This window comes from Cupriavidus necator N-1 (genome assembly GCF_000219215.1).
Classification (GTDB): Bacteria; Pseudomonadota; Gammaproteobacteria; order Burkholderiales; family Burkholderiaceae; genus Cupriavidus; species Cupriavidus necator.
The window spans coordinates 1,963,671-1,987,196 of the sequence record NC_015726.1; the positions used below are offsets into that span (position 1 = coordinate 1,963,671).

General features: G+C 65.9%; 24 protein-coding genes and 3 pseudogenes. 7 read left to right on the forward strand and 20 right to left on the reverse strand.

What is annotated here, in order from left to right:
• Positions 1-143 precede the first annotated feature (143 nt).
• Positions 144-770, forward strand: coding sequence for a hypothetical protein (locus CNE_RS09245; protein WP_013956868.1), 627 nt, complete (start codon positions 144-146; stop codon positions 768-770).
• A 46-nt stretch (positions 771-816) separates the two neighbouring features.
• Here CNE_RS09245 and CNE_RS09250 read toward each other — a convergent pair whose 3' ends face one another.
• From CNE_RS09250 to CNE_RS42045, 6 genes and pseudogenes are all read right to left on the reverse strand, one after another.
• Positions 817-2,439, reverse strand: a complete 1,623-nt coding sequence (locus tag CNE_RS09250) for an ABC-F family ATPase (RefSeq protein ID WP_013956869.1) — start codon at positions 2,437-2,439, stop codon at positions 817-819.
• Between the two features lie 274 nt (positions 2,440-2,713).
• Positions 2,714-3,673 (reverse strand): muramoyltetrapeptide carboxypeptidase, encoded by a 960-nt coding sequence (gene ldcA, locus CNE_RS09255; protein WP_013956870.1) that lies wholly within the window; start codon positions 3,671-3,673, stop codon positions 2,714-2,716.
• Positions 3,670-4,272, reverse strand: coding sequence for a tRNA adenosine(34) deaminase TadA (gene tadA / locus CNE_RS09260; protein ID WP_013956871.1), 603 nt, complete (start codon positions 4,270-4,272; stop codon positions 3,670-3,672). The genes ldcA and tadA overlap by 4 nt, the downstream gene beginning before the upstream one ends.
• A 9-nt stretch (positions 4,273-4,281) precedes the next feature.
• The gene (locus tag CNE_RS09265; RefSeq protein ID WP_013956872.1) at positions 4,282-4,758 is read right to left on the reverse strand and encodes a 6-pyruvoyl trahydropterin synthase family protein; all 477 of its coding nucleotides are present in this window, start codon (positions 4,756-4,758) and stop codon (positions 4,282-4,284) included.
• A gap of 123 nt (positions 4,759-4,881) precedes the next feature.
• Positions 4,882-5,517, reverse strand: a complete 636-nt coding sequence (gene queE, locus CNE_RS09270) for a 7-carboxy-7-deazaguanine synthase (protein WP_013956873.1) — start codon at positions 5,515-5,517, stop codon at positions 4,882-4,884.
• A 286-nt stretch (positions 5,518-5,803) separates the two neighbouring features.
• Positions 5,804-6,042: pseudogene (locus tag CNE_RS42045) on the reverse strand (hypothetical protein); the annotation flags it as partial.
• A 137-nt stretch (positions 6,043-6,179) separates the two neighbouring features.
• Between CNE_RS42045 and CNE_RS09275 the strand changes: the two are divergent.
• The 3 genes and pseudogenes from CNE_RS09275 (at position 6,180) to CNE_RS42050 (ending at position 8,136) form a co-directional block, all read left to right on the forward strand.
• The gene (locus tag CNE_RS09275; RefSeq protein WP_013956875.1) at positions 6,180-7,388 is read left to right on the forward strand and encodes an MFS transporter; all 1,209 of its coding nucleotides are present in this window, start codon (positions 6,180-6,182) and stop codon (positions 7,386-7,388) included.
• Between the two features lie 3 nt (positions 7,389-7,391).
• A pseudogene (locus tag CNE_RS09280) lies at positions 7,392-7,631 on the forward strand (aldo/keto reductase); the annotation flags it as partial.
• Positions 7,632-7,908: 277 nt separating this feature from the next.
• Complete coding sequence (locus tag CNE_RS42050) at positions 7,909-8,136, forward strand: hypothetical protein (RefSeq protein ID WP_080569570.1); 228 nt, start codon at positions 7,909-7,911, stop codon at positions 8,134-8,136.
• A gap of 517 nt (positions 8,137-8,653) precedes the next feature.
• Here CNE_RS42050 and CNE_RS09285 read toward each other — a convergent pair.
• The 6 genes from CNE_RS09285 to CNE_RS09305 form a co-directional block, all read right to left on the reverse strand.
• A complete protein-coding gene (locus tag CNE_RS09285) occupies positions 8,654-9,139 on the reverse strand; it encodes a hypothetical protein (RefSeq protein ID WP_013956877.1) in 486 nt (161 codons plus the stop codon).
• 135 nt (positions 9,140-9,274) lie between these two features.
• The gene (locus CNE_RS09290; RefSeq protein WP_013956878.1) at positions 9,275-10,048 is read right to left on the reverse strand and encodes an anti-sigma factor family protein; all 774 of its coding nucleotides are present in this window, start codon (positions 10,046-10,048) and stop codon (positions 9,275-9,277) included.
• Entirely contained in the window at positions 10,045-10,566 is a 522-nt protein-coding gene (locus tag CNE_RS09295; protein WP_013956879.1) for a sigma-70 family RNA polymerase sigma factor, read from the reverse strand. Before CNE_RS09295 ends, CNE_RS09290 begins: the two co-directional genes overlap by 4 nt.
• A 37-nt stretch (positions 10,567-10,603) precedes the next feature.
• Entirely contained in the window at positions 10,604-10,762 is a 159-nt protein-coding gene (locus tag CNE_RS41520) for a hypothetical protein (protein WP_153955951.1), read from the reverse strand.
• Between the two features lie 211 nt (positions 10,763-10,973).
• A complete protein-coding gene (locus CNE_RS09300; protein ID WP_013956880.1) occupies positions 10,974-11,480 on the reverse strand; it encodes a DUF1993 domain-containing protein in 507 nt (168 codons plus the stop codon).
• A 103-nt stretch (positions 11,481-11,583) separates the two neighbouring features.
• The gene (locus CNE_RS09305; RefSeq protein WP_041227935.1) at positions 11,584-12,525 is read right to left on the reverse strand and encodes a LysR substrate-binding domain-containing protein; all 942 of its coding nucleotides are present in this window, start codon (positions 12,523-12,525) and stop codon (positions 11,584-11,586) included.
• A 93-nt stretch (positions 12,526-12,618) separates the two neighbouring features.
• Here CNE_RS09305 and CNE_RS42055 point away from each other — a divergent pair, with 93 nt between their 5' ends.
• Both CNE_RS42055 and CNE_RS09310 read left to right on the forward strand, forming a co-directional pair.
• Positions 12,619-12,753, forward strand: coding sequence for a hypothetical protein (locus CNE_RS42055; RefSeq protein ID WP_238552987.1), 135 nt, complete (start codon positions 12,619-12,621; stop codon positions 12,751-12,753).
• 168 nt (positions 12,754-12,921) lie between these two features.
• Positions 12,922-13,323 (forward strand): hypothetical protein, encoded by a 402-nt coding sequence (locus tag CNE_RS09310; protein WP_013956882.1) that lies wholly within the window; start codon positions 12,922-12,924, stop codon positions 13,321-13,323.
• 18 nt (positions 13,324-13,341) lie between these two features.
• On the opposite strand, the gene CNE_RS09315 is transcribed toward CNE_RS09310, so the two are convergent.
• From CNE_RS09315 to CNE_RS42060, 6 genes and pseudogenes are all read right to left on the reverse strand, one after another.
• Positions 13,342-13,962 (reverse strand): DUF2239 family protein, encoded by a 621-nt coding sequence (locus CNE_RS09315; protein ID WP_013956883.1) that lies wholly within the window; start codon positions 13,960-13,962, stop codon positions 13,342-13,344.
• Positions 13,963-14,056: 94 nt separating this feature from the next.
• Complete coding sequence (locus tag CNE_RS09320) at positions 14,057-15,670, reverse strand: ABC-F family ATP-binding cassette domain-containing protein (protein ID WP_013956884.1); 1,614 nt, start codon at positions 15,668-15,670, stop codon at positions 14,057-14,059.
• A 182-nt stretch (positions 15,671-15,852) separates the two neighbouring features.
• Positions 15,853-17,625, reverse strand: coding sequence for an alkaline phosphatase D family protein (locus CNE_RS09325; RefSeq protein ID WP_013956885.1), 1,773 nt, complete (start codon positions 17,623-17,625; stop codon positions 15,853-15,855).
• A gap of 179 nt (positions 17,626-17,804) precedes the next feature.
• Positions 17,805-18,746, reverse strand: coding sequence for a nucleotidyl transferase AbiEii/AbiGii toxin family protein (locus CNE_RS09330; protein ID WP_013956886.1), 942 nt, complete (start codon positions 18,744-18,746; stop codon positions 17,805-17,807).
• On the reverse strand, positions 18,730-19,551 hold the full coding sequence (locus tag CNE_RS09335; protein WP_013956887.1) for a type IV toxin-antitoxin system AbiEi family antitoxin domain-containing protein: 822 nt from the start codon (positions 19,549-19,551) through the stop codon (positions 18,730-18,732). The genes CNE_RS09330 and CNE_RS09335 overlap by 17 nt, the downstream gene beginning before the upstream one ends.
• Before the next feature lie 117 nt (positions 19,552-19,668).
• A pseudogene (locus tag CNE_RS42060) lies at positions 19,669-19,860 on the reverse strand (Zn-dependent oxidoreductase); the annotation flags it as partial.
• Between the two features lie 19 nt (positions 19,861-19,879).
• Between CNE_RS42060 and CNE_RS09340 the strand changes: the two are divergent.
• The gene (locus CNE_RS09340; protein WP_319609855.1) at positions 19,880-20,461 is read left to right on the forward strand and encodes a TRAP transporter substrate-binding protein; all 582 of its coding nucleotides are present in this window, start codon (positions 19,880-19,882) and stop codon (positions 20,459-20,461) included.
• A 137-nt stretch (positions 20,462-20,598) separates the two neighbouring features.
• On the opposite strand, the gene scpA is transcribed toward CNE_RS09340, so the two are convergent.
• Complete coding sequence (scpA, locus tag CNE_RS09345) at positions 20,599-22,692, reverse strand: methylmalonyl-CoA mutase (RefSeq protein ID WP_013956889.1); 2,094 nt, start codon at positions 22,690-22,692, stop codon at positions 20,599-20,601.
• Positions 22,689-23,525 carry a Pnap_2097 family protein gene (locus CNE_RS09350; protein ID WP_013956890.1) on the reverse strand — a complete coding sequence of 279 codons (837 nt, stop codon included), beginning with the start codon at positions 23,523-23,525 and terminating at the stop codon, positions 22,689-22,691. The genes scpA and CNE_RS09350 overlap by 4 nt, the downstream gene beginning before the upstream one ends.
• Between the last annotated feature and the right edge of the window lies 1 nt (position 23,526).

A 23,526-nucleotide genomic window follows, 5' to 3' on the forward strand; every position in this document is an offset into this window, starting at 1 on the left:
ACATTGTAGAGCGGATTCGGGACTATGTTTTTGCGCCGCGGAAAGCCGCGCATACCGCTCTGGACAAGAAGATGGCGATAATCGGCCGCAGCACCTGACGGGGACTCTCGCCAAAGGCGGCCGGACATAACAAGGGGTGAGACATGGTCGATCCGATCTACCGCAAGACGGATGCGGGACAGGACGAGATCCGGACGCGTGCACGCAAGCTTGACCACAAGCTGCGCGCGCTGCTGCTGATGGTCAACGGTGAGCGCCGCGGGCAGGAATTGCTGGCGCAGGTAGCCGGCATGGGGGTGGCCCCCGAGGCCATGGACGCACTGGTGGCACAAGGCCTGGTCGAAGCCGTCCCGGAGCCGGCACGACCGCCCGCTGCCGTGGCGCAGGCACCGGCGCGTGCCGTCACGCCTGCTGCCGACACCAATATGTTCTCCGTATATGCAATGCGGCACGCGCCCGCCACCGAGGTGCCGGAAGCGCCGCAACCGGCCGAGACCGCGGCACATTCGCCCGCGGACATCGCGGCCTTCGAGAGCCTGTATCACTTCTATACCGACGTGATCGGGCAGCATCTCGGCCTGCGCGGCTACATGCTACAGGTGAAGGTCGAAAAGGCCACCGACCTGCCCGCGCTGCTGGCGCTGCGCGAACCGCTGCATGCGGCGCTGCTCAAGGCCAAGGGCGACATCACCGCGCGTGCCATCACGAGCCAGCTCGACCAGATCGCCGATCGCATCGCCGCCGGCTGGCATTCCGGCGCAGCAATGTAAAAGGCCGCCCGGAGGCGGCCTTCTTGCATCATCAAGGTCCCGACGCTCAGCCGTCGATACCCTGCGACTGCAGGTACTCGTCATACGTACCCAGGTAGTCCGTCAGCGTGCCGTCCGTGCGCACTTCAATCACGCGCGTCGCCAGCCCGCTGATCAGCTCGCGGTCGTGCGAAACGAAGATCAGCGTGCCCGTGAACTTGTCCAGCGCGATCTGCAGGGATTCGATCGACTCCATGTCCATGTGGTTGGTCGGCTCGTCCATGGCCAGCACGTTGTGGCGGCCCAGCATCAGCTTGCCCCAGATCATGCGGCCCTTCTCGCCGCCGGACAGCACCTTGACCGACTTCCTGATGTCGTCGGCCGAGAACAACAGGCGGCCCAGCGTGCCGCGCAGCGAGGTCTCGTCGTCGCCGGCCTGCGTCCACTGGCTCATCCAGTCCATCACGTCGCGGTTGTCCGGGAATTCCTCGTAGGTATCCTGCGGCATGTAGCCGACGTTGGCGTTCTCGGCCCACTTCACCGTGCCGCGGTCCACTTCCACGCCGCGCTGCACGCCGGTCTGCACCGCGCCGTTGAGCAGGCTGCGCAGCAGCGTGGTCTTGCCGGCGCCGTTTTCGCCGATGATCGCCACGCGCTCGCCGGCCTGGATCGCAAGCGACAGGCCGTCGATGATCTTGCGGTCGTAGGTCTTGGTGATGTTCTCCACTTCCACGGCCAGGTTGTGCAGCTTCTTCTCGAACTCGAAGCGGATGAACGGGTTCTGGCGCGACGACGGCTTGATGTCGTCGACCTTGATCTTCTCGATCTGCTTGGCGCGCGAGGTGGCCTGGCGGGCCTTGGACTTGTTGGCCGAGAAGCGGCGCACGAAGTCCTGCAGCTCGCTGATGCGCTCCTTGGCGCGCGCATTGGCGGCGACCTGGCGCTCGCGGGCCTGCATCGACGCTTCCATGTAGTCGTCGTAGTTGCCCGGGTAGACCTTGAGCGTGCCGTAGTCCATGTCGGCCATGTGGGTGCAGACCGAGTTCAGGAAGTGGCGATCGTGGGAGATGATGATCATGGTGGAGTTGCGCTCGTTGAGCACGGTCTCCAGCCAGCGGATCGTGTTGATGTCCAGGTTGTTGGTCGGTTCGTCCAGCAGCAGCACGTCCGGGTTCGAGAACAGTGCCTGTGCCAGCAGCACGCGCAGCTTCCAGCCGGGGGCCACGTCGCTCATGTTGCCCTGGTGCTGAGTGGTGGGGATGCCCACGCCCAGCAGCAGCTCGCCAGCGCGGGCCTCGGCGGTGTAGCCGTCGTATTCGGCGTACTTGGCCTCCAGCTCGGCGGCCTTCATGTAGTCTTCGTCGGTCGCTTCCGGGTTGGCGTAGATGGCGTCGCGCTCCTGCGCGGCACCCCACATTTCGGTGTGGCCCATCATCACCACGTCCAGCACGCGCATGTCTTCATAGGCGAACTGGTCCTGGCGCAGCTTGCCCAGGCGCACGCCCGGCTCCAGCATGACGTTGCCCGACGACGGTTCCAGGTCGCTGCCCAGGATCTTCATGAACGTGGACTTGCCGCAACCGTTCGCGCCGATCAGGCCGTAGCGGTTGCCCTCGCCGAACTTGACCGAGATATTCTCGAACAACGGCTTGGGGCCGAACTGCATGGTGATGTTTGCGGTAGAAAGCACGTCTTGAACCTTGTCTGGAGATTGTGGCGCCGCGGCGCTGGCCGCGGCTTGCCGGTTTTGCACACGAGGCGCACCCCATGCCGCTCAGGGACGGGCCTTGCCGGAGATGCATCGCGCTGGCTCGGAGTATTCCGGCGGCCATGGCTGGCGATGCGGCACGGGCCGCGCCCGGTTCATGTGAGAACCCGGCAGGAAGTCAGGAAATAACCGCACATTCTATCATCCGGACGCATTCCTTGCGACCCGGATGCGCGGCATCGGACGATGCGGCCGGTCAGGCCAGTGGCGGCAGCACCGGATAGCCGGAAAACGCCATGCTGAAGCCATCCGCACGTGCGGCCAGCCGCACCTGGGCGCCGACCGGCAGCGTCAGCTTGCGCGCGCAGTGGCCGAACGGCAGCCCGGTCAGCACCGGCACCGGCAGCTGTTCGTGCAGGTAGGCCACCACTGCGTCCATGTCGTAGCCGTTATCGTAGTCGGTGACGCGGTAATTGGAGAAATCGCCCAGCACGATGGCGCGTTGCGCGCCCAGCACGCCGGCCTGCTGCAACTGGATCAGCATGCGCTCCACCCGGTACGGCGGCTCGTTGATGTCTTCCAGGAACAGCACCCCGCCCTCCACCTGCGGCATGAAAGGCGTGCCCAGCAGGCTGCACAGCATGGCCAGGTTGCCGCCCCAGAGCGTGCCTTCCACGCTGCCGGAGAACGGTTGGCCGCCCGGCTGCGGCGCTGCCACGTCGACGCTGTACGCAGGGTTGCGCAAGATGCCTTCGAAATGCTCCCACATGAAGGGATCCACCACCTCGGCACCAAAATCCGCCAGCAGCATCGGCCCGGCAAAGGTGACGCCACCCGTCGCCGCCAGGTAGGCCAGTTGGAACGCGGTGAAGTCGCTGTGGCCGACGATGGGCGTGCCGCTGGCACTGGCCTGCGCGGCGATGCGGGCAAAGTCGACTTGCGCCAGCAGCCGCGCGATGCCATAGCCGCCGCGCACCGCCAGCGTCAGCGCGTGCGGCGCGCCAGTGCCGATGGCATGCAGATCGGCCAGCCGCTCCGCATCCGTGCCGCCAAAACGCAGGTAGCGCCGCGCCAGCACGTCGGGGTTGGTCATGTGGTAGCCATGATGCTTGAGCCAGGCACAGCCGCGCGCGGCGATGGCGACGTCGTGCGGATACCCGGACGAGGCGATCAGTCGGACTTCGGTATGCGGCGGCCTGCTGTTCGGCGTGCTCATGCTTCAATATCGTTGTTCTTGTCGGGATCGGTGACAGGCGCGGCGGCGTCCTGCTGTGCCGCCTTCTGCGCGGCTTTCTGGGCCCGGCGGCGCGCGCCGAAGAAATCCTTCAGCATCTGGCCGCAGGTGTCGGCCAGCACCCCGCCGGCAATGGTGGTCTGGTGGTTGAGCTGCGCCTGCTCGAACAGGTTGAGCACGCTGCCGGCCGCGCCGGTCTTGGGGTCGGTTGCACCGAACACCACGTGGCGCAGCCGCGCGTGCAGGATCGCGCCGCTGCACATGACGCACGGTTCCAGCGTCACGTACAGCTCGCACTCTGGCATGCGGTAGTTACCGATCACCTGGGCGGCGGCGCGCAGTGCCTGCATCTCGGCATGGGCGGATGGGTCCACCGAGCGGATCGGCAGGTTGTGGCCGCGCGCGATGATGGTGTCGTTCCAGACCACCACCGCGCCCACCGGCACCTCGCCGGCGGCTTCGGCCAGGCGGGCTTCTTCCAGCGCGGCGCGCATGTAGCGCGCATCGCGCTCGGCAGCCTCGACCGGGTCTTCAGGCAGGGCGCGCAGCGCGCGCAACGGCAGCGGTGGCGTCTCTGTCATCGTCCCCGCTCAGTCCTGCGCCGGCAGCACGGCGGGCGCGCTCACTTCCGCCCAGCAGTTGGGCGTTTCGAACAGCACCAGCCTGGTCAGCTGCAGCTGGTGGCCGAAGCAGTCCTTGAACACCGGCGCCAGGATGTCGAACGCGACCTGGGCCAGGTTCTCGACCGTCGGGATCGCGTCCAGCACCACGGTCTTGTGCCCTTCCATCGATTGCAGGAAGTTCAGCAGCGCGGTGTCGCCACGGTAGATCAGGAAGGCGTGGTCCCACTTGTTGACCAAGTGCTCGTTGGCCAGCGCCTTGATGTCGCCGAAGTCCAGGATCATGCCGTCATCCGACGCGCCCTCGCGGTGCAGGACCTCGCCCGACAGCGTCAGGTCCAGCCGGTAGCGGTGGCCGTGGATATTGCGGCACTGGCCGCAGTGGTTCGGGATGCGGTGGCCGGAGTCAAACTCCAGCCGGCGGGTAATGGAAACTTGTTTGCTCATGTGTACCGGCGCCGGTGCCGGCCGCCTGCGTTGGAACGGACGCTGCGCGCGCGTCCGAAGCCTGTATTGTGTACGTTTTGCCGCCCCTTGGGCGACCTGTCGATACCGTCGATGCCGCGCCGCTCAGCGGATGCCCAGCAGCTTGTGGGTCTGCAGCGACAGCCGCCAGCGCGGATGGCGCTGGCAGAACGCCACCGCGGCGGCGGTATTTTCCCTCGCCAGCGGGCCATCCATGGCCTGCACCAGGAAATGGCGGAAATCAAGCTGCTCGTATGCGGCAAAGTCCTGGCCCTCCTGCGGGATCACGACTTTCAGCTCGTCACCACGCGTGACCACCAGTTCCGAGCCCATCTTGGGGCTGACGCAGACCCAGTCGACCCCCGGCGGCACGGCGATGGTGCCGTTGGTTTCGATCGCGATCTCGAAGCCCTGCGCATGCAGCGCGTCGATCAGCGGCGCGTCGAGCTGCAGCAGCGGCTCGCCCCCGGTGCAGACCACCAGCGGCTGGCCGCCGGCGCCCTGCGGCCATTCCGACGCGACCACCGCGGCCAACTCTTCGGCCGTGCGGTACTTGCCGCCGCGGGTGCCATCGGTGCCGACGAAATCCGTATCGCAGAACTGGCACACCGCGCTGGCGCGGTCGTCTTCGCGGCCGCTCCACAGGTTGCAGCCCGCAAAGCGGCAGAACACCGCGGCGCGGCCGGCGTTGGCGCCTTCGCCCTGCAGCGTATAGAAGATTTCCTTGACGGCGTAAGTCATGCGTGGGGGTCTCTCTGGGACCGTTCTGGGACCGTTTTTGGACCGTTAACGGGCATTCGGCCGCCCTTGGGCTGGCCGGGGTTTCAACAGGTATTGGGCAAAGGCCGGATAACAAGTATCACGGATCCGGGCTCGGGCTCCCGGATCGGCGCCGCAGGGCTGGCAGCGCGGGCGGTGTGCACCGGGTTTTCCGTGCAGGGCTCCGGGCACTGCCGGAGGAACCGCCTGAGGCCTGTCGCAGGCTGCGTCCGGCCGGTCCGGACGTAGCGCAAGTATACCAGAGGGGTCAGGGTTTTCGCTTAGAGGCTGGCGGGATGCGGTCCCCACCGTCGGCCAGGGCCAGGTGGCGCAGGGTTTCGCCGCTGGGTGCCGCCAGATGTGGCCGGATCGGCAGCTCCAGGCCGTCGTCGGTACGCAAGGGCAGCGGTTGAGCCCCTCCGGCTAGGTAAAGCCCAGCAGCGCATGCAGCGTTGAATCGCGCAGCCTGCCGATGCGGATGGCGACATCGGTGCGGTGCTCGATCAGGCATGGTCAGCTTCATTCTTGAATTTTAGTCAAATATCTTCTGCAGATCACCGGGTTTTTCTGCAAAAGCATCCCAGGCACACTCCGCCCTGTTCCTGGCTCCTTTTGCCATTGTTGCCCTTACCGGAGGCTGCATCATGCCCATTGCCCTGTTCGCGCTGACCATCAGCGCCTTTGCCATCGGCACGACCGAGTTCGTGATCGTTGGCCTGATTCCCACCATTGCCGCCGACCTGCATGTTTCCCTGCCATCGGCCGGGCTGCTGGTCAGCCTGTATGCGCTAGGTGTCGCCATCGGCGCCCCGGTGCTGACCGCGCTGACCGGCCGGCTGCCGCGCAAGCTGCTGCTGTTGTCGCTGATGGCGCTGTTCACCCTCGGCAACCTGCTGGCGTGGAAGGCGCCCGGCTATGAATCGCTGGTGCTGGCGCGCGTGCTGACCGGCCTGGCCCACGGTGTGTTCTTTTCGATCGGTTCGACCATCGCCACCGGGCTGGTGCCGCGCGAGAAGGCCGCCAGTGCCATCGCCATCATGTTCACCGGCCTGACCGTGGCGCTGGTGACCGGCGTGCCGCTTGGTACCTTCATCGGCCAGCACTTCGGCTGGCGCGAGACCTTCCTGGCCGTCTCGGCGCTGGGCGCGGTGGCCTTTGTCGGCAGCCTGCTGTTCGTGCCGCGCACCATCGCGCATACGCCGCCGGCGTCGCTGCTGCAGCAGGCGCGCGTGCTGGCCGAGCCGCGGCTGCTGCTGGTCTACGCCAAGACCGCGATCGGCTATGGCGGTTCGTTCATCCCTTTCACCTTCCTCGCCCCGATCCTGCAGGACGTGTCCGGCTTTGACGCCGGCGCGGTCGGCCTGGTGATGCTGGTGTATGGTGTCTCGGTCGCCGCCGGCAACATCTGGGGCGGCCGCCTGGCCGACCGCCACGGGCCGATCCCGGCGCTGAAGCTGGTGTTCCTGCTGCTGGCCCTGGTGCTGTTCGTGCTGACCTTCACCGCGCCGCATCGCTGGCTGGTGGTGGCGACCGTGCTGGCCTGGGGTGCCGTGGCCTTCGGCAACGTGCCCGGCCTGCAGGTCTATGTGGTCAAGCAGGCGGAGCGCTTCACGCCTGACGCCGTGGACGTGGCTTCGGGCCTGAATATTGCCGCCTTCAATCTCGGCATTGCCGGCGCGGCATGGGCCGGCGGGCTGATCGTGACCCACCTGGGGCTGATGCAGACCCCGTGGATTGGCGCGCTGGTCGTGCTGGTGGCACTGGCCCTGACCGAGCTGAGCGGGCGCCTGGACCGCGCCGCCGGCTTCGATGCCCGCAGCGGCGGCGTTCCGGCCAGTGCCATGACGCACTGATAGCAGATCGAAATGCCCCCGTTCCTGCAGAACCGCAAGCTTGCCGACTTCACCCGCGCGCAAGGCATCCACATCACCGCATACATGCCGCTGGCCTACGGCAAGGTGATGCACGACCCGGTGCTGCAGCGGATTGCACTGGCGCACGACGCATCTCCCGCGCAGGTCGCGCTGGCCTGGCTGCTGCAGCAGGGCTGTGCGGTGATTCCGTCGTCGACCAGGCGCGCCAAACTGGAGAGCAACTGCCGGGGTTCGCGCCCCCGCGGGGTGGGGCATTGTCAATGCTTTGCAAGCGCATGATGCGCTGTCGAATGTACTTCGCGTCGACACCAGTGGGCTGGGTCAACCTCCGGCAAATTCTGGCCGTTACCCCGATGGGAGCATGACGATTTGTGCTCGGTCGCACATTCCGCATGCATCAATACAGCGCCCTGGAGGCGCATGGAGGGGGCGATTCTGACAATTGTTGGGCGCTCTAGGAATGCTGCGACAGACAAGAACCGGGGTAATGGAGGGGGACATGAAAAGCACAAATGAGCAGTCACTGCGCTTTCAGGTCGATAAATGGCTCGCGCCTAGCCCAACGTCGTCCATCCACGTAGTCGAATTCAGTCGCACCCTATCGGGCCGGCGACGCTACGTATGCGTTGAGACCGTGCATCCGGCCGGTTTGCGCGCGTTGTTCTTCTTTAGGCACGATGACGGCTGCTGGCACGTGTTTCCGCCTGCAGTCGATGCCTGCCAATGAGTACTGACATTGTGCCGTTGTGAGCAGCCATTGCCAGTTCGTTTCAAATAGTCCGCCTCTGGTCGGCCGAATTGCCGCGCGGCAACTCGTACTGGACCGGGGCATGGTTGCGCACCACATCAAGGTCTCCCTCAGCTGGCTCGACGGGCGTACAGCTTGCTTGCGCCAATCCAGGTGCGCGAGAAATTCCTATGCTTGAAGCGTCCCCTCTAGTCTCGTTCACTTTGGCAGGACAATATGAAGCCGACAATTCACTATTTCCATACGCATCCACCCCATCACGGTGCACGGTACTACTTGACGCTAGCAGCTTGTCTTCTGATGCCCGCCGCTATCTACGCGCTCGTGGCGCTTTGGTCAAAGCTCTAACGGGCTTCCACGCTGGAATCACCAGGCACCGGGTTCACATCTGAACCGATACGCGCCTCGCGGACGGGAGAATGCCATCGGCCCTACAACCTGATCTCAGCGTTGGTTGGCCGTGCCGGCCGGGCGCTCAGCGCGCTGTGGATAGCCATCAGTGGTGCATGCCGCCGCCATGAAAGCCACCATGCGAGCCACCATGCGAGCCACCTCCACCCCCACCGTGGAACCCCCTATGGAAACCGCCATGGGAGCCGGAATGAAAGCCGCCATGGAAACCACCACGAACGATCACGCCCGGCCTGCGGACGAACACATGGTGCATATGGTGGAAGTGATGGAAGCGGTCAACAAAGATCACGCTGGCACCAAAGCCCACGCCGACCGGCGCCCAGTACCAGGGATCATAGTAATAGGCCGGGGCCGCATAGGTGACCACCCCGCTTGCTCCGTCGACCAACTGCCACGTCCCGTCCGGCTGCAAGCAAGCCACCCCCGAGATCACCTGCAGCACGCCGTCAATCTCGGCCTGTCCAACCACTTGCTGGCAGGGCGCCGACACCAGTTCCTCGGCCGGCGCCGCCACGCCAAAGCTGAGGCCTGCGCACACGGCCGCTGCGGCCGCCAAAACCTTGCCCATGATTGTCACCCTGACCTCAAAGTCCCGACGTATGTCCTCGCGGAGCGCATGGCACATCGGTTTGCCGCCGGCCCGCACTGCATGAAGTAAACGGATTAGCGGCACGTTTTATTCCACAGGCGGTGAGGTTGCGCCTCACTGCCATCCCTGCGGATTTCCGCCCACGCTGCTGCAGACGTCCATCGCGATCTCGCGCAGGCGCGGCTCGCTGCGCTGGCCCGAGAGCGCGTAACCGGCACCCGCGCTGGCCCAATAGAACGTGCGCCGGTCCTCCTGGCGCAGCAAACGGAAGGAGGCGTGCTGCGGCGCAGCCTCGGTGATATACAGCGTGAGGCGCCTGCCCGCCTGGTTCTGATACATCAGCTGTGCCGCCGGGCCGGCCGCGCCGGGCAAGAGCCGCCCACCCATCAGCGTGTAGCCGTATTCGTTCAGCGCTGGAATCGTCAGCGTGCGCGCCAGCCGGCGCGACAGCCACTCCACCAGGTGCGCCTGATCGGTGGCAGCCACTTCTACCGGGTGGCGCTGCTCCGGCGCGTAGACCGCGTAGGCAAGGTCGGCATGGCGGGAGAAAGCCCAGGGATCGGCCTCGCGCGCCGACAGCCACACGCCGCCGGTGCCGAGGATCATCCCCGCGCCGGCCCAGGCCAGCGCAGCCGACACGCGCCGCCACCACGTACGGCGCGGCAGCACCAGTACATAGCGCACATCCGTCGGCAACGGAAACAACGACCTGAGTGCGGCACCCTGACGCCGGTAATCCTCCACACGTGCGGAGGCCTGTACATCGTGCGCCAGCGCGGCCGCGACCTCGGCCTGCTCGTGCGGCGCAAGCTCGCCATCGACCAGAGCCGAGAGCCGCTCCAACTCCGGGCCTGTCGTCAGCGCGGTGGAACTTCGATCATCAGTCATGGCCTCTGCCTCACGACTTTGAAAATCCCGGGCCGGCTTCCAGCATCGCTGCCGAGCAGCACGCGCAGGTGCTCGCGTGCCCGCGACAGCCGCGACATCACCGTCCCCACCGGCACCTGCAGGATGGCGGCAGCTTCCCGGTAGCTCAGCTGCTCCAGCGTCACCAGCAGTAGCACGTCGCGCTGCTCCAGCGGCAGGCGGTACAGCGCGCGCTGCAAATCGAGCAGCAGCAGCCCACCGACCTCCCCGACCGGCGCTTCCAGCCTCTGCCACACAGGGTCATCGGCATCAAGCGCTAGCTCGCGGTGCTTGCGCAACTGATCGATATAGAGGTGACGCAGTATGGTCATCAACCAGGCGCGCGTATTGCTGTGGGCGCGCAGCATCGAGGTGCGCGCGAGCGCGCGCTCGAGCGTGTCCTGCACCAGGTCATCCGCCCATGCGGCATCACCCGTCAGCGCGCGCGCGTAACGGCGCAGCTGCGGCAGGCAGGCGGCGAGGTCGTCGCGCAAGCTCACCGGGATGGATACTCCTCGGGCTGGCGGCCAGGACCAATTAGTAGCCGCCGCGATACATTGCGCCGCCAGAGCTCCGGCTACTGCCACTGCGAGATGAGGACGAACCGCCCGCCGGATCCGTGCCACTGTCGGTGGAGCACGCCGCCACCGCCATCATGGCAAGCAGCAGGCCAGAAATCAGATGGGGCACTTTCATTTCAGTCTCCAGGAGGCAGGCCGCGGCGCAGCATTCTCCACGTCGGGAACGCCGCGCCCGGGCAGCGCGATGTTGCTGCCGCCGGAGCCTGTCAACTGAGTAAACGCGCCGCGGCGGCGCTTTATTCCACTGTCATGGATTTTGTCCCACAAGCCCCGCCGCGTGGGAGGCTTCGCGCCCGGCATTTTTCCTACTGGCCCTGCTCGGCTTCTTACTTCAGCCCCAGATAGTCGCGCTTGCCGATCTGCACACCCTTATGGCGCAGGATGTCGTAGGCCGTGGTCACGTGGAAGTAGAAATTGGGCAGCGCAAAGCCCAGCAGGTAGGACTTGCCGTCGAACGTCATCGGCCCCTGGCGCAGCTTCAGCTCGATCGCGCGCTGCTCGCTGCCTTCCAGCTGCTCGGGCGCGATCTGCTCCAGGAACACGATGGTGCGGGCGATGCGGTCCTGCAGTTCGGCAAAGGTGGTTTCGGTATCGGCGAACGACGGCACCTCGATGCCTGCCAGCCGCGCGGCACAGCCCTTGGCGGCGTCGCTGGCGCGCTGCACCTGTGCCGGCAGCGCATCCATGTCGGCGATCAGGCGGGTCTGGATCAGGTCGGCCGGGTCCATGCCCTGCGCCTGGGCGTGGGCCGCGCCCTTGTCCAGGATCTCGGCCAGGTTGGCGAGTGCGCGGATGAACGGGGGAATCGAAACGTCGTACATCGAGAGTGCCATGGGGGATCTCCTGTGCAGGCCTTGGTTGGAAATTCTCATCGTCGGGGGCCGTCGGGCCGCACCGCTGCCGCGAGCATAGACCGGATCGGCATTTGCTGCCGGACTACCCCTGCGCACACGCGGCAGGCGGCTGGATGTCGCGCAGCACCTTGCCGACCGCGGCCAGGAAGCGGCGCCCCGCCAACGGCAACGGCGCCAGGCTGAAATGGGTCGCCCAGATTTCCAGGCCGACCGCGGGCAACACCGGCCGCACCGCCAGGGCCGCGCGCATGGCTGGCGTCACGCTCCACGCATCCACCAGCGCCAGCCCCAGGCCCTGCTGCACAAAGGCGCATGCCGTGACCGGGGAATGCACCTCGATGGCGGGCGCGCCGCTGTCGCTGTCGCCGAAGAAGCCGGCCAGCGCACGGCCCAGCGGCGTGTCGGGCGGATAGCCGATCCACGCGCTGCCGGCGAAATCCTCCGGCGTCACCGCCTCGCGGCCTGCCAGCGGATGGTCCGGCGGCAGGACACACAGCATCGGCTGGCGCCCGAGCAGCGTGGACGACAGCGTCAGATGCCCGGCCGGCACCATCGACACGCCGACATCGGCCCGACCGCTCAGGAAAATGCCGACCAGTTCGTCGAAGGTGACGCTGCGGTAGTCAATGCGCGTGGGCACGCCGCCCGCGCGCAGCTGCGCCAGCGCACGCGGCACCAGCTGCTGCGCGAACGCGGCGCTGGCCACTACGCGCAGCGTGCCGGCGCCTTCGCGGTGCAACGCCGCAGCCAGCTCGTTGACGCGCCGTACGCCGCTGTAGACCTGCTCGACCTCGGCAAACAGGCGCCGCGCTTCAGGCGTCGGCAACAGCTTGCCGCGCGCGCTCGAACAAGGGTAGCCGAGCCGGCTTTCGGTCAGCGCCAGCACCCGGCTGACCGCGGGCTGCGACACAAGCAGCATGCGTCCGGCACCGCTGACCGAGCCCGCCAGCATGATGGCCTGGAACACCTCGATCTGGCGCAAGTTGAGCGGCCGGCCCGATGGCGCAGCCACCCCTGCTCCCATGCACTCGCCTGTGCCTGCCACTGCGTCCGACCGTCCGCGCTGCCTCATGCCAGCCCTAACGCCGCGCTGCAAGCTGCGCTGCAGGCATCGGACGTGCGCAAGGGCCTGGCGGCGCTGGGCGCCGAGCCGGCCGGCGGCTCGCCCGCGCAGTTCCGGAAGCTGATCGATGCCGAGACCGCCAAATGGCGTGCCCTGATTAAGTCGGCCTATATAGAGCAGCTGGACTGAACCATGCCCGCGCGGCCAGGCCAGGTGCCGCGGCCGGGGACCTGAGGGGCGCCTGAGGGGCGGCGGGCAAGATGGCGCACCCGCAGCGGGCAACCGGCGACCGGCAACCTGAATTAACATATCCGGTCATCGTCCCCGCTATCTTGCGGCCTTGTGGCCGCGCCCCACATGAATGCGCCGCTCCCTCTTCGCACGGAATGCCCGCCCGGCGCCTGCATCTGCGGGCGCGAAGCCTTGCTGAGTGACCCCAACGCCGACTTGCGCGTGCTGCGGCTCACCCGCGCCGAGGAAAAGCGGCTGGTCGAACGGCTTGAGAGCCTGACCAGCCTGGCGGAATTGCAGCGCATGGAAAGCCTGATGCAGGCCCAGCTGGGCATCGTGCTGACCATCACCCCCAGCGCCCGCGGCGTGCGCACAGTGCGCGGCATCAGCATCCAGGTGCAGGAGCAGCCCGGCCTGTGCCGCAAGATCCGCCAGTCGATCCCCGCCGCCATCCGCCGCAGCATGGAAGAGCATCCCGAGATCGCCTATGCGATCGTGGATGCGCATGACCTGCTGGGCGGCATCTGAACGGGACCGCGCAGCCGTTCAGGCGTTGCTGTCCGCAAGGCGCATCACGTGCTCGCGGATATCCACCGGCCATGTCTCGAGCCGCTGCGCAAAGCCCGCCACATCGCCCGCGAACAAGGCCCGCGTAGCTTCCTCGAAGCCGGGCAGATCTCCCGCCATCACCACCATGAAGTGGTAGGCGCGTTCGCTGGCGCGGCGGCCGCGGTCCTTGTCCGCATTGTCCCGGCGCGCCTGCTCGACCAGCTTGCGCAGGGCCACGGATGCCCCGCCTGGCTGGGCGGCCAGCCATTCCCAATGGCGCGGCAGCAGCGTCACCTCGCGCGATACCACGCCAAGCTTCGGGCGCCCTCGGCCCCGCGGCTCGGCCACATCCGCTGCTTCGTCGTTGTCGCCGGCTGGCTGCCGCGGGGATTCGAGCTGCGCGGCGCGCTCGGCAGTCCGCTCAAGAAAGGCGGCCTCCGTCCCGCTCGTATCCAGGTCGATCGAGCGCCCGCTGCTGTCGTCGAAAACCAGCACGGGTCCGCCCGCGCCGGCTTCCAGCGCGCGCTTGAGCGCCAGCGCATTGGCTTGCAGCGAGCCCGTGGCGATACGCCGGTGGCCGTCGAAGGTGGTGTAGTTGTGAAGCGTTGCGTTGGTCATGGGGATGTCCCTTGGAGACGATTCCCGAATATTACCCGGATAAAATAAGATGTCAATATCATCCGGGTATAAATAAAACCACCCCGCTGTCGGGTCACCAGGGTTCCAGGTTCCAACCATCCGACGTAGCCGCCAGGCGATGGGTCAGCCCCAGGCTGCCCATGAACACATCGTCGTGGGACACCACCACCAGTGTGCCCTGATAGCCGCGCAGCATCGTTTCCACTGCCTGCACAGACGCCAGGTCCAGGTGGTTGCTGGGCTCATCGAACAACAGCAGCTGTGCCGGCGGATCGGCATACAAGGTACAAGCCAGCGCGGCCTTCAGGCGCTCGCCGCCACTGAGCAGGCCGCTGGGTGCGGTGACCTTCTGCGCATCGAGATCCAGCAGCGCAAGCCGCGTGCGCAAGGCCGCCTCCCCGGCGGTGTGGTTGGCGGCCAGCATCTGTTCGATGGCTGAGCGCTGCGGCAGCAGGCCGGCCAGCTGCTGGTCGAGGTAGGCGTTTTCGACATGCACCGCGCAGCGGCCAGCCAGCGGCTGCAACTGGCCGGCAAGCAGCTTGAGCAAGGTAGATTTGCCGCAACCGTTGGGGCCGACGACGCCCACGCGCTGCTGGCCAGTCAGCACCAGGCTGATGCGGCGCGTGGCGGCCGGCACGAACGGCAGATCGACCTCCTCCAGTTCAGCTACGCGGCGTTGCGCGGTCTGGCTGACAGGCAAGGCGAGCAATACGATCGCGGCATCGTCCTCCACCTGTTGCGCGGCGTCGCGCACGCGCGCATCGAGCGCTTCGCGCGTGGCGGCTTGCTGCAGGCGCAGCCTGCCTGCCGATGCCTGGCTGCGCTCCTTCTGCCGGCCCAGCAGGATGCTGGCCTGGTTGGCATCGTGCGCCTGCCGGTTGCCACGGGCCTGCCGCCGCTCCTGGCGTTCACGCTGCGCACGCAGCGACTGTTCTTCCCGCTTGCGTTCGAGCTTGCGCTGGTCCAGCTGCCGCAAGGCGTTCTCTCGCTCCTGCGCCTTGCATTGCGTATAGAACGAATAGCCGCCGCCATAGCTGCGCAACCCGAGCGACGACAGCTCGACGATGCGCGCCATGCCCTCCAGCAACCGCCGGTCATGGCTGACCACCAGCAGGCCGCGCTGCCAGCGTTGCAGTTGCGCGATCAGCGCCAGCCGGTTCGGCCGGTCCAGATGATTGCTGGGTTCGTCGAGGACCAGGAAATCGGCATCCGACAGCAACGCGCCGATCAGTGCCACGCGCATGGCTTCGCCGCCGCTCAGGGTGCTCGCCGGGGTATCCGCCTGCAGGTGGCCCAGGCCATTGCGTTCCAGCTCCTGCCGCAGCCGTTGCGGCATGTTCCAGTGCTCGCCGACGTCATCGAAGTCTTGTGCCGCGGTGCTGCCGGCCTCAAGGCGTTGCAGCGCATCCAGCACCGGTTGCACGCCAGCCAGCCCCGCCACCGACGTCTGCACGGCATGCGCAGCCTGCTGGGACAGGTAATGCAAGCTGCCCGACCGCACGCAACGCCCCGCGGAGGGCTCAAGCTCCCCGCCCAGGATGCGTGCCAGCACGGACTTGCCGATACCGTTGCGCCCGACCAGGCCGGTGGGGCGAACATCGAATTGTTCGGACAGTTCAGAGAAGAGCGTCCGGCCGTCGGGCAGGACATAGGAAACGCTTTCCAGCGTCAGCTTGGGATTTGACATGCAAGATTCCAGGGATGCCAGGAACTCCCCCTGCTTTGGGGGCGGTGGAGACTGGCCGTCATGCAGACGGCGGCATCAATGGCGCATGGCAGGAATCCTCCGCGGATGGGGTTTGAATCGGCGAGGCATGGGGACGCATGCCTGAGTACGTCGCCCCGCCCTACTCTCTGACTCGGCTAAAACTATAAGTTCACCGGATCGGTAGCCAGCAGGTGATTGGAGAATGCTGCCTTGGTCTCGCACCGCCACGTCGCCCACAGCTTGCAGCCGTTCGGGTTGTCCGTGCCCCGGTCCAGCTCAATGGCAAGCCAGTTCCTGGCCGGCATCACGTACCGGTTGGATCCGGGAAAGAGCATCATTTCCGCAGACAGGTTGACATCCAGCGCCTGCTTCGACTGGGCAACGTTGTTCAGCACATGGAAGAACAGACGCTCCATGACCCCGACCAGCGAGGGATGCACCACGGCAGTACTGGTCAGCTGCTGTATCTGCGCCCAGTTGTCCTTCGGCCCCACGTCTTTCCTGTAGGCGACACCCCAGGCCGCGACATGGACATCACCAGAGATGATCGTCACGCGCAGCTGCTTCTGGCTGGCTGTCTTGAGCAACGTCTCTACCAGGCGCTTCCTCTCGCCCTCGTGATCGTCGTGGGTCCAGTGGTCCTTCAGGTCATCGGCACTGCTGTCGAGCACATGATCCTGGCCAAAGTTGTCCAGGAAGGCTTCGGCCAGCGACAGCTTGGGATGGACCACCGGCACGGAGGACAGCAGCAGCAGATGCTGGCAATTGATGCCGCCAGGGTTGACGGCGTGGCCCGATTCGACACCCGACAGCCACCGCTGCAGTGCGCCCCAGGTACCGGGTCCAAGCACCTGCTCCTGGGATCGTTCGGTCCTCAGGTCAGCAACGATCAGACTGACTGGGCCAGCCGAATGCGTGAACGTGAACCCCGGCTGCTCGTCCAGCAACGGCAGCGCAAGCTTGTCACCGGACAGCACCTGAGACCACTTGACCGGTTCGAACAATGGATCGTCAGACCGGACCCTGACGTCAGTGCGCGGCACCAGGTCGGGAAGCTGTTCGACAGCATGCTGCATCTGGAAGACCCAGAACGCCCGGCGCGCATGGAAGAACAGCCGCTGGAACAATGGACTGCGCTGCATCTCGGGGCTATAGGAACCCCAGCCGTCGAAGATGTCATGGTCATCCCACATCATCACCGTGGGGATCCGTGCCATGGCCTGGGCAGCGTCGAGCGGCTTCTCTGCACTACCCCACCCTGACCTGGCATGAGGCAGCCAGCGCTCGCTGTAGAGCTTGAAATAGTAGTCCTCGATTTCTTTCTCGAGGTCAGCGTCCACCGGGTACTGCAGCTGCTCCTCCCGCGTCAACCCGATCCAGCGCTTCAGCAGCTTGATGTCTTCCCAGATCGAATCGAAGTAGATCTGGTCGCCGCCCATCAGCATCAGATGGAAGCGCTGATTGCCCTGGTCATGGGTACGCGCCTCGTGCCAGAGCTGCTCCTTGTCCAGCTCATAGCCTGGCGGACGGATTTCCTTGTCGTGGTTGCACAGCAAGTCCGCCCATACCGCGTTCTCGGCCTTGACCAGCTTGCGCATGCCGCCCGGGTCGGAGAATCCGTTGCACGAAACATAGGCCATGCGCGGCGCGTAGCCCTTGCCGGGCACGGTAAAGTGCCACGCCTCCCCGACACCTTCGATGCTGTACGGTACCCGCCGTTCGTTCTTGCGCAGCTTGCAGGACAGGTCGTAGCGCAGATAGGTGCGGCCCGCATGCTGCAGCAGGGTCACCGGCTTGCCGGCCTTGCGGCCTTCCACGGTGACCTGAGGAACCCTGGCTTGATCTTCTATGCCAACGAGCGCCGTCACCTTCCATGAGCCATCCGTTCCGAGGCCACGAAACGACAGCACGGGTCCGAGCAGTAGCTTGCTCATTTGTGATGGTCTCCCTTTGGTCACCTTTTGTTGTTCGCCCGCGGGCTGCGCTGGCGCGATCGCCGCGAAAGGCCTGGCGCCGGCAATGGGACGCCTGGCCATCCATGCCGGGGACATAAGGTGAACGAAGAGAGAATGCGCGTCAAGCGCCACCTGCTGGCTCGCCAGGGGCCTGTGCTTCAGGCACCCCGCCCTGTGAGCCGCGCCAGCGTCTGTTCCAGCTCGCGACGATCCGCCTGCCGCTTGGCTGGCGAGCGCTGGGCCAGGTTATGCAACTTGCGCCGTATGCCCGGCAACTCAACTGCGTGAGGAAGCCCGATGAGCCCGAAATCCGGCTTTTCATCCTCCACGGATCCAAGAAACGCACGGGATGGCTCATCCAGCCACTCCGCCACTCGCGCCAGCAGGCGCTCGCGGCTTTCCAGCAGCGCTTCCGCACTGACAGGCTCGGCAGTCATCCCTTTGAAATGCGCGTCGAACGTTGCCGCGAAATCCGCCGGCGCGCGAGGGGCCAGCATCTCCCAGGCAGGTTTGGGGCTGCAGGTCAGGTACACCAGGAAAGTCCGCCAAAGCCTCTCATCCGCGCGTTCGTCCTCCAGCAGCAGACTGACATCAAACAGATCGCGCGGATGCTGCCTCGACAACGCTGCGGCCAGCTTGCCGGCATAAAGATCGGCGAAATCAAGCACCTGCACGGAGGCGAAGCCAAAAGCCTCCTCCACCTTCGGCCTGACCACCATGCTGCGCACCGGATGCACTGTGCCGCGCATGACCGGTGTTGTCTCGACCTGCACGCGCGCGCGGCCACGGCTGGCCACCAATCGCGTCACCGACCGCGTACCCTCGCCCGCCGACGACTGCACCTGCAGTTGTAGCGGGCGGGCGCGCAGTGCATCGGCCAGTTGCTCCAATGCCGCAGCAATCGAGGCCGCATCCTCGGCGAAGTCATGCACGGGCAACCAGGCCAGGTCGATGTCCACCGACAACCGCGGAAGGTCATGCTCGAACAGGTTGATCGCCGTGCCCCCTTTAAGTGCGAAGCGCGGCTCTTTCGCCAGGACCGGCAGGATCTCGACCAGCAATTGCACCCGGTCGGTATAGCGCTTATCCCAGATGCTCATCCAGGTCTCCAGGCAAAGTAATCTGGTAGGTCGGATGCAGGCGTCCACCGGGCACCAGCGCGCGCTTGCCCCGGCCCAGATCGACGCCATCGAGTGGCACATGCGCTAGCCATGCATGCCGGTGGCGTTCGGCCAGCGCCAGGAACAGGCGCTTGGCCTTGATGCTGCGGCAATGGCGCAGCATCATGCCGACCCGTTGCGGCCGCAGCGTCGTCATCGCCTGCATCAGCGCATCGACCTCATAGACCAGGGCCGCATTTGCCACGCCATCGCACAGTTCCAGCATGGCCCGCTCCGGCGTGGAACAGGCCAGGGCATCGGTGCCTGGGCTGACCTCGTGCCATGTCAATCCCTGATCGAGCAACGCCTTTTCCGGCAGCTCGGGCATGAAGTGCAACGCAGTCAGTTCGAAAGGCCCCTTGCCGTGAAACTCGAAGTGTTCGTTCAATGGCAGCTTGCCCACCCAGCCTGGCAGCCGTTGTGGCCCGTAAAGCGTGATCGTGCCCGCTTCGCCCAGGCGCAGGTAGTGCTCATGCCCCTGCATGGCCAGCGCAAAGCGCCCACCGACGTGCACAGCCAATGCCTCGTTGGCCTGAAGGGAATGGACCACGCCTTGCCACTGCAGGCGCCCGCCCTGCCTCATGTAGACACCACGCGCTGGCGAAACCAGCCAGCCACTGGCCACATAGCGTGCGACAAGGCTGTTGGAATACCCATGCGCGCGCAGCCATCGGCTGGATACCAAGGTGGTATCACCAAGCCTTACCAGAAGCTGGTTTAGTTTTCCGTGATTTTGATCACTCATGGTGTTCAAAATACACGCTTAGCAAACCCTTGCCAACGAAAGGTTTATCCCGATACCGATTTGAGCACTATAAGTGATCTTTTTTCAACAATTATAAACCAGCGTCGTTGTGCAATGTCAGCCACCATGGCCAAAATCAAGCAGCACCTTGCAGCATTCGCCCGGATTGCCCTCGGCCAGTGCAAACGCGCCGGCAACATCGCGAAAATCGACGTGGTGCGTGACAATTTGCCCGGGATTGACCAGGCCTTTCGCGATCTAGTCAATCACCGTCGGGAACATCGCGCAGTTCAGCCGCGAGGCCGGCAGTCTCGCGCTCGCATTGCCGGTGCGCCATGGCTTTGCCCAGGCTGCCAGCATCCGGCTCAAATACGGCACGGCATTTCTGGCGGACCACCCTGGCACGTTGCGCATCAAGGAAGCCGCGGAAGCCATCCGCAAGGACACCGGCGGCAAGGTGGATCTCCAGGTATATACCGCCAGCCAGTTGGGCACCGAGCCCGACATGATCTCGCAGACCCGCGCCGGGGCCATGGATTTCATGTCCACCGCCGGTACCAACCTGCAGACACTGGTGCCGACCGCCGGCATCAACGGCGTTGCCTTTGCCTTCAAGGACTACGACACAGTCTGGGCGGCCATGGATGGTGACGTCGGCGCGCACGTGCGGGCAGCGCTGGGCAAGGTCAACCTGCACGTGTTCGACAAGTGCCTGGACAACGGCTACCGCAATATCACCTCGGCCAGCCGGCCGGTTCAGACACCTGCGGACCTGAAGGGCTTCAAGATCCGCGTGCCCGGCATCCCGCTCTGGATCTCGATGTTCAAGGCGCTTGGCGCCTCGCCGACCGCCATTGCGTTCGGCGAGCTCTACTCCGCGCTGCAGGCGTCTATCGCCACCCACTTCTAGGGATTGGCTGTGAGGCCTTACCGTCACTCTTACCGCCAACTGCACTGAGGATTTGCTGGCGCGGGAGGTGGCGCGATTTGCGGGGCGACGACTCCTGGACGCATGACGGAGGCGCTTGCCCACCGAACGCGCCGGTGTCAATGAAAGGGCGCGGACGCCGTAGGCATCCTAGACAACGTGAGCGCAGCCACGATGGTGCTCACGATGATCTCCATCGGCGTGCCCGGTCCGAAGATCTCCCGCACGCCGCACTGGCACAGCAAGCGCCTGTGGTCTGCCGGAACAATGCCGCCGACGAAGACCGGCACTTCGAGCGCGCGCTGCCGCAAGGCGTGTAGCAGCGCCGGCAGCAGATCCAGATGCGCGCCGCCCAGCGTGGAGATGCCGATGGCATCGAAGTCGCCATCGCAGACGGCAGATACAACCGCCTCGGCCGACTGGAACAGCGGCGTCAGTTCGACGACGAACCCGGCATCCGCAAGCCCGGCCGCCACCGCTTTCGCACCGCGGTCGTGGCCGTCCTGGCCCAGCTTGGCCACGAGGATCCGGGGCGCGCGGCCGAGCTGCTCGCGCAGCGCACTGACGCACTCGCAGGCCGCCAGCCATTCCGTGTTGCCGGCGCGAGCCGTGCCATACAGCGCTGCGTCGTAGGACGACTGGACAGTATGGCGCGGCCAGACCTGGAGCAGCGCCCGGGTACATTCCCCGACCGTGGCGCGGCAACGCATGGCGTCGATCGCACAGGCGAGCAGGTTGGGGCCGCCGCGCGTGGCGGCCTCGGTCAGCGCCGCCAGCGCATGCCTGACCGCAGCGTCATCGCGGCGGCTGCGCAGCGCGTCCAGGCGGCGTGCCTGTTGCACGCGCACCTGGGTACCGTCGATTTCCAGGCATTCCTGGCCATTGTCGTCGGGCTCCTGGTAGCGGTTGACACCCACCACGACCTCTTCCTGCGCATCGAGCCGAGCCTGCGTCCACAGCGCGGCCTGGTGGATGCGCCGCTGCACCCAGCCGGATTCGAGGGCTGCCAGGATGCCACCCTGGGCATCGATGTGAGCCAGCACCGCGCGAACCTCCGTCACCATGCGGCCGGTCAGCGACTCGATCAGGTAGGAGCCCGCCCACGGGTCCGCCACCTCGCACAGGCCAAATTCATGCTGGAGGATCAACTGCGTATCGCGAGCCAGCCGCGAAGCCTGCGCGCCCGGCAATGCCAATGCCTCGTCAAAGCCGTTGGTATGCAGCGACTGCGTACCGCCAAAGATCGCAGCCATCGCCTCGACCGTGGTGCGCGCGATATTGTTGAGCGGCTGCTGCGCGGCGAGCGTCCAGCCCGAAGTCTGGCAATGCATGCGCATCGCCGTGGCGCGCGCGCTGGTGCCACCCAGTTCGCGCACGATGTCGTGCCACAGGAGCCGCGCGGCGCGCAGCTTGGCGATCTCAATGAAGAATTGCTTGCCGACGCCGAAGAAGAAGCTCAGTCCGCCGCAGAACGCGTCGACATCAAGGCCACGCTCGCGCAGCAGGCCGACATAGGTCCTGGCATTGGCCAGTGTCAGCGCCAATTCCAGCACCGGATCGGCGCCCGCTTCCTGGAAGTGATAGCCCGAGATCGACATGCCGTTGAACTTCGGCGCATGCGCGGCCAGCCATTCGACCACGTCGGTGGCGATGCGCAGCGACGACTGCGGCGCATGGATCCAGGTGTTCCGGACCATGAACTCCTTGAGGATGTCGTTCTGGATGGTGCCGCGCAGCTGTTCGAACGGGACGCCCGATTCCTCGGCCGCGACAAGGAACGCTGCCAGTACGGGGAGCACCGCACCACTCATGGTCATCGATACCGACACACGGTCCAGCGTAATGCCTTCGAACAGGCACCGCATATCGTCGACCGAGTCGATGGCCACGCCGGCCATGCCGACATCGGCCTGCGCTTGGGGGTCGTCGGAATCGTAGCCGCGATGGGTCGGCAGGTCGAAGGCCACCGACAAGCCCTGCGCGCCCTGCTTCAAGGCCTCGCGATAGGCGAGGTTCGACGTCGCGGCGTCGCCGTATCCCCCGTACTGGCGGATGGTCCATGGCCTGCCGCGGTACATGGAGGGATAGGGGCCACGAACGAACGGGGCCTCGCCGGGCATGCCGCCCAGGTGGCCAAGGCCAGTCAGGTCGTCGGGCCCGTAGACCGGCTTCAGCTCCAGGGCGCCTGCCGGGTCGTCCCGCTTCGCGTTCATCGTTGCCTCCAGCGTTTCTGCGTGACCACATCGGCGATCTTCTCGCCGTCGCGGCTGCGCCGGATCTCACACCAGTGCGTCAATCCCTCCTCGTCCTCGCGCAGCGCGGAAAAGGTCAGCTCCAGCGACTCGCCGACATTGACGTTGCCATGGAAGAACAGGTCCCGCGCGAACACCGTGGGCGGATCCGCGTCGCGGCGCCATTGCCATTCCGCGCGATCGACCATGGCCTGGAAGCTGGCGAAGTACAGCAGGTCGGCGCCATTGAAATCGTTGCAGGGGCACGGCAGGTATTCGGCCGCGTGGCAGACGCGATGCCGGGCCTGATCGAGCCCGAGATGCGTGCCCCAATCCCCGCAGCGAAAACGCCGTGCCAGCAGCGACAGATCCGCCGCCTGGGCCGACGGGCCGGCGCCGGCCCACTTCGCGGCCACGGTCGGCATGGTGCGCACGACCGAGCGGTTGTCCCGCTCACGCGTGCGACGGATGAAGGTGGACAGCATCGTCACGCTGGCGCGGCGGTCCCCCTGCATGTCGACCGCATGTTCGCTGAGGTGCTTCACGCCGTCCGCTGGCAAGATGCGCGAGTCGATGCTGAACTCGGCGTGCTCGCCGACCGTTTGCGGCGCGGCATCGCGCACGCGGATCGCGGTGAACGCCGCATACACCGGATTGCCCTCGGCATCCAGGAAGTCCGGCACCGCCAGGCCGACGCCGGCGGCCAGCAGGCGCCAGTGCAGGTCGCCGCAGGTCTTCAGCAGCCAGTTCTCTGACAGGCCGGTGTATGCCAACTGGGGCATTCCGGCAACATGGCGTGAGACAACGGCTTCCATG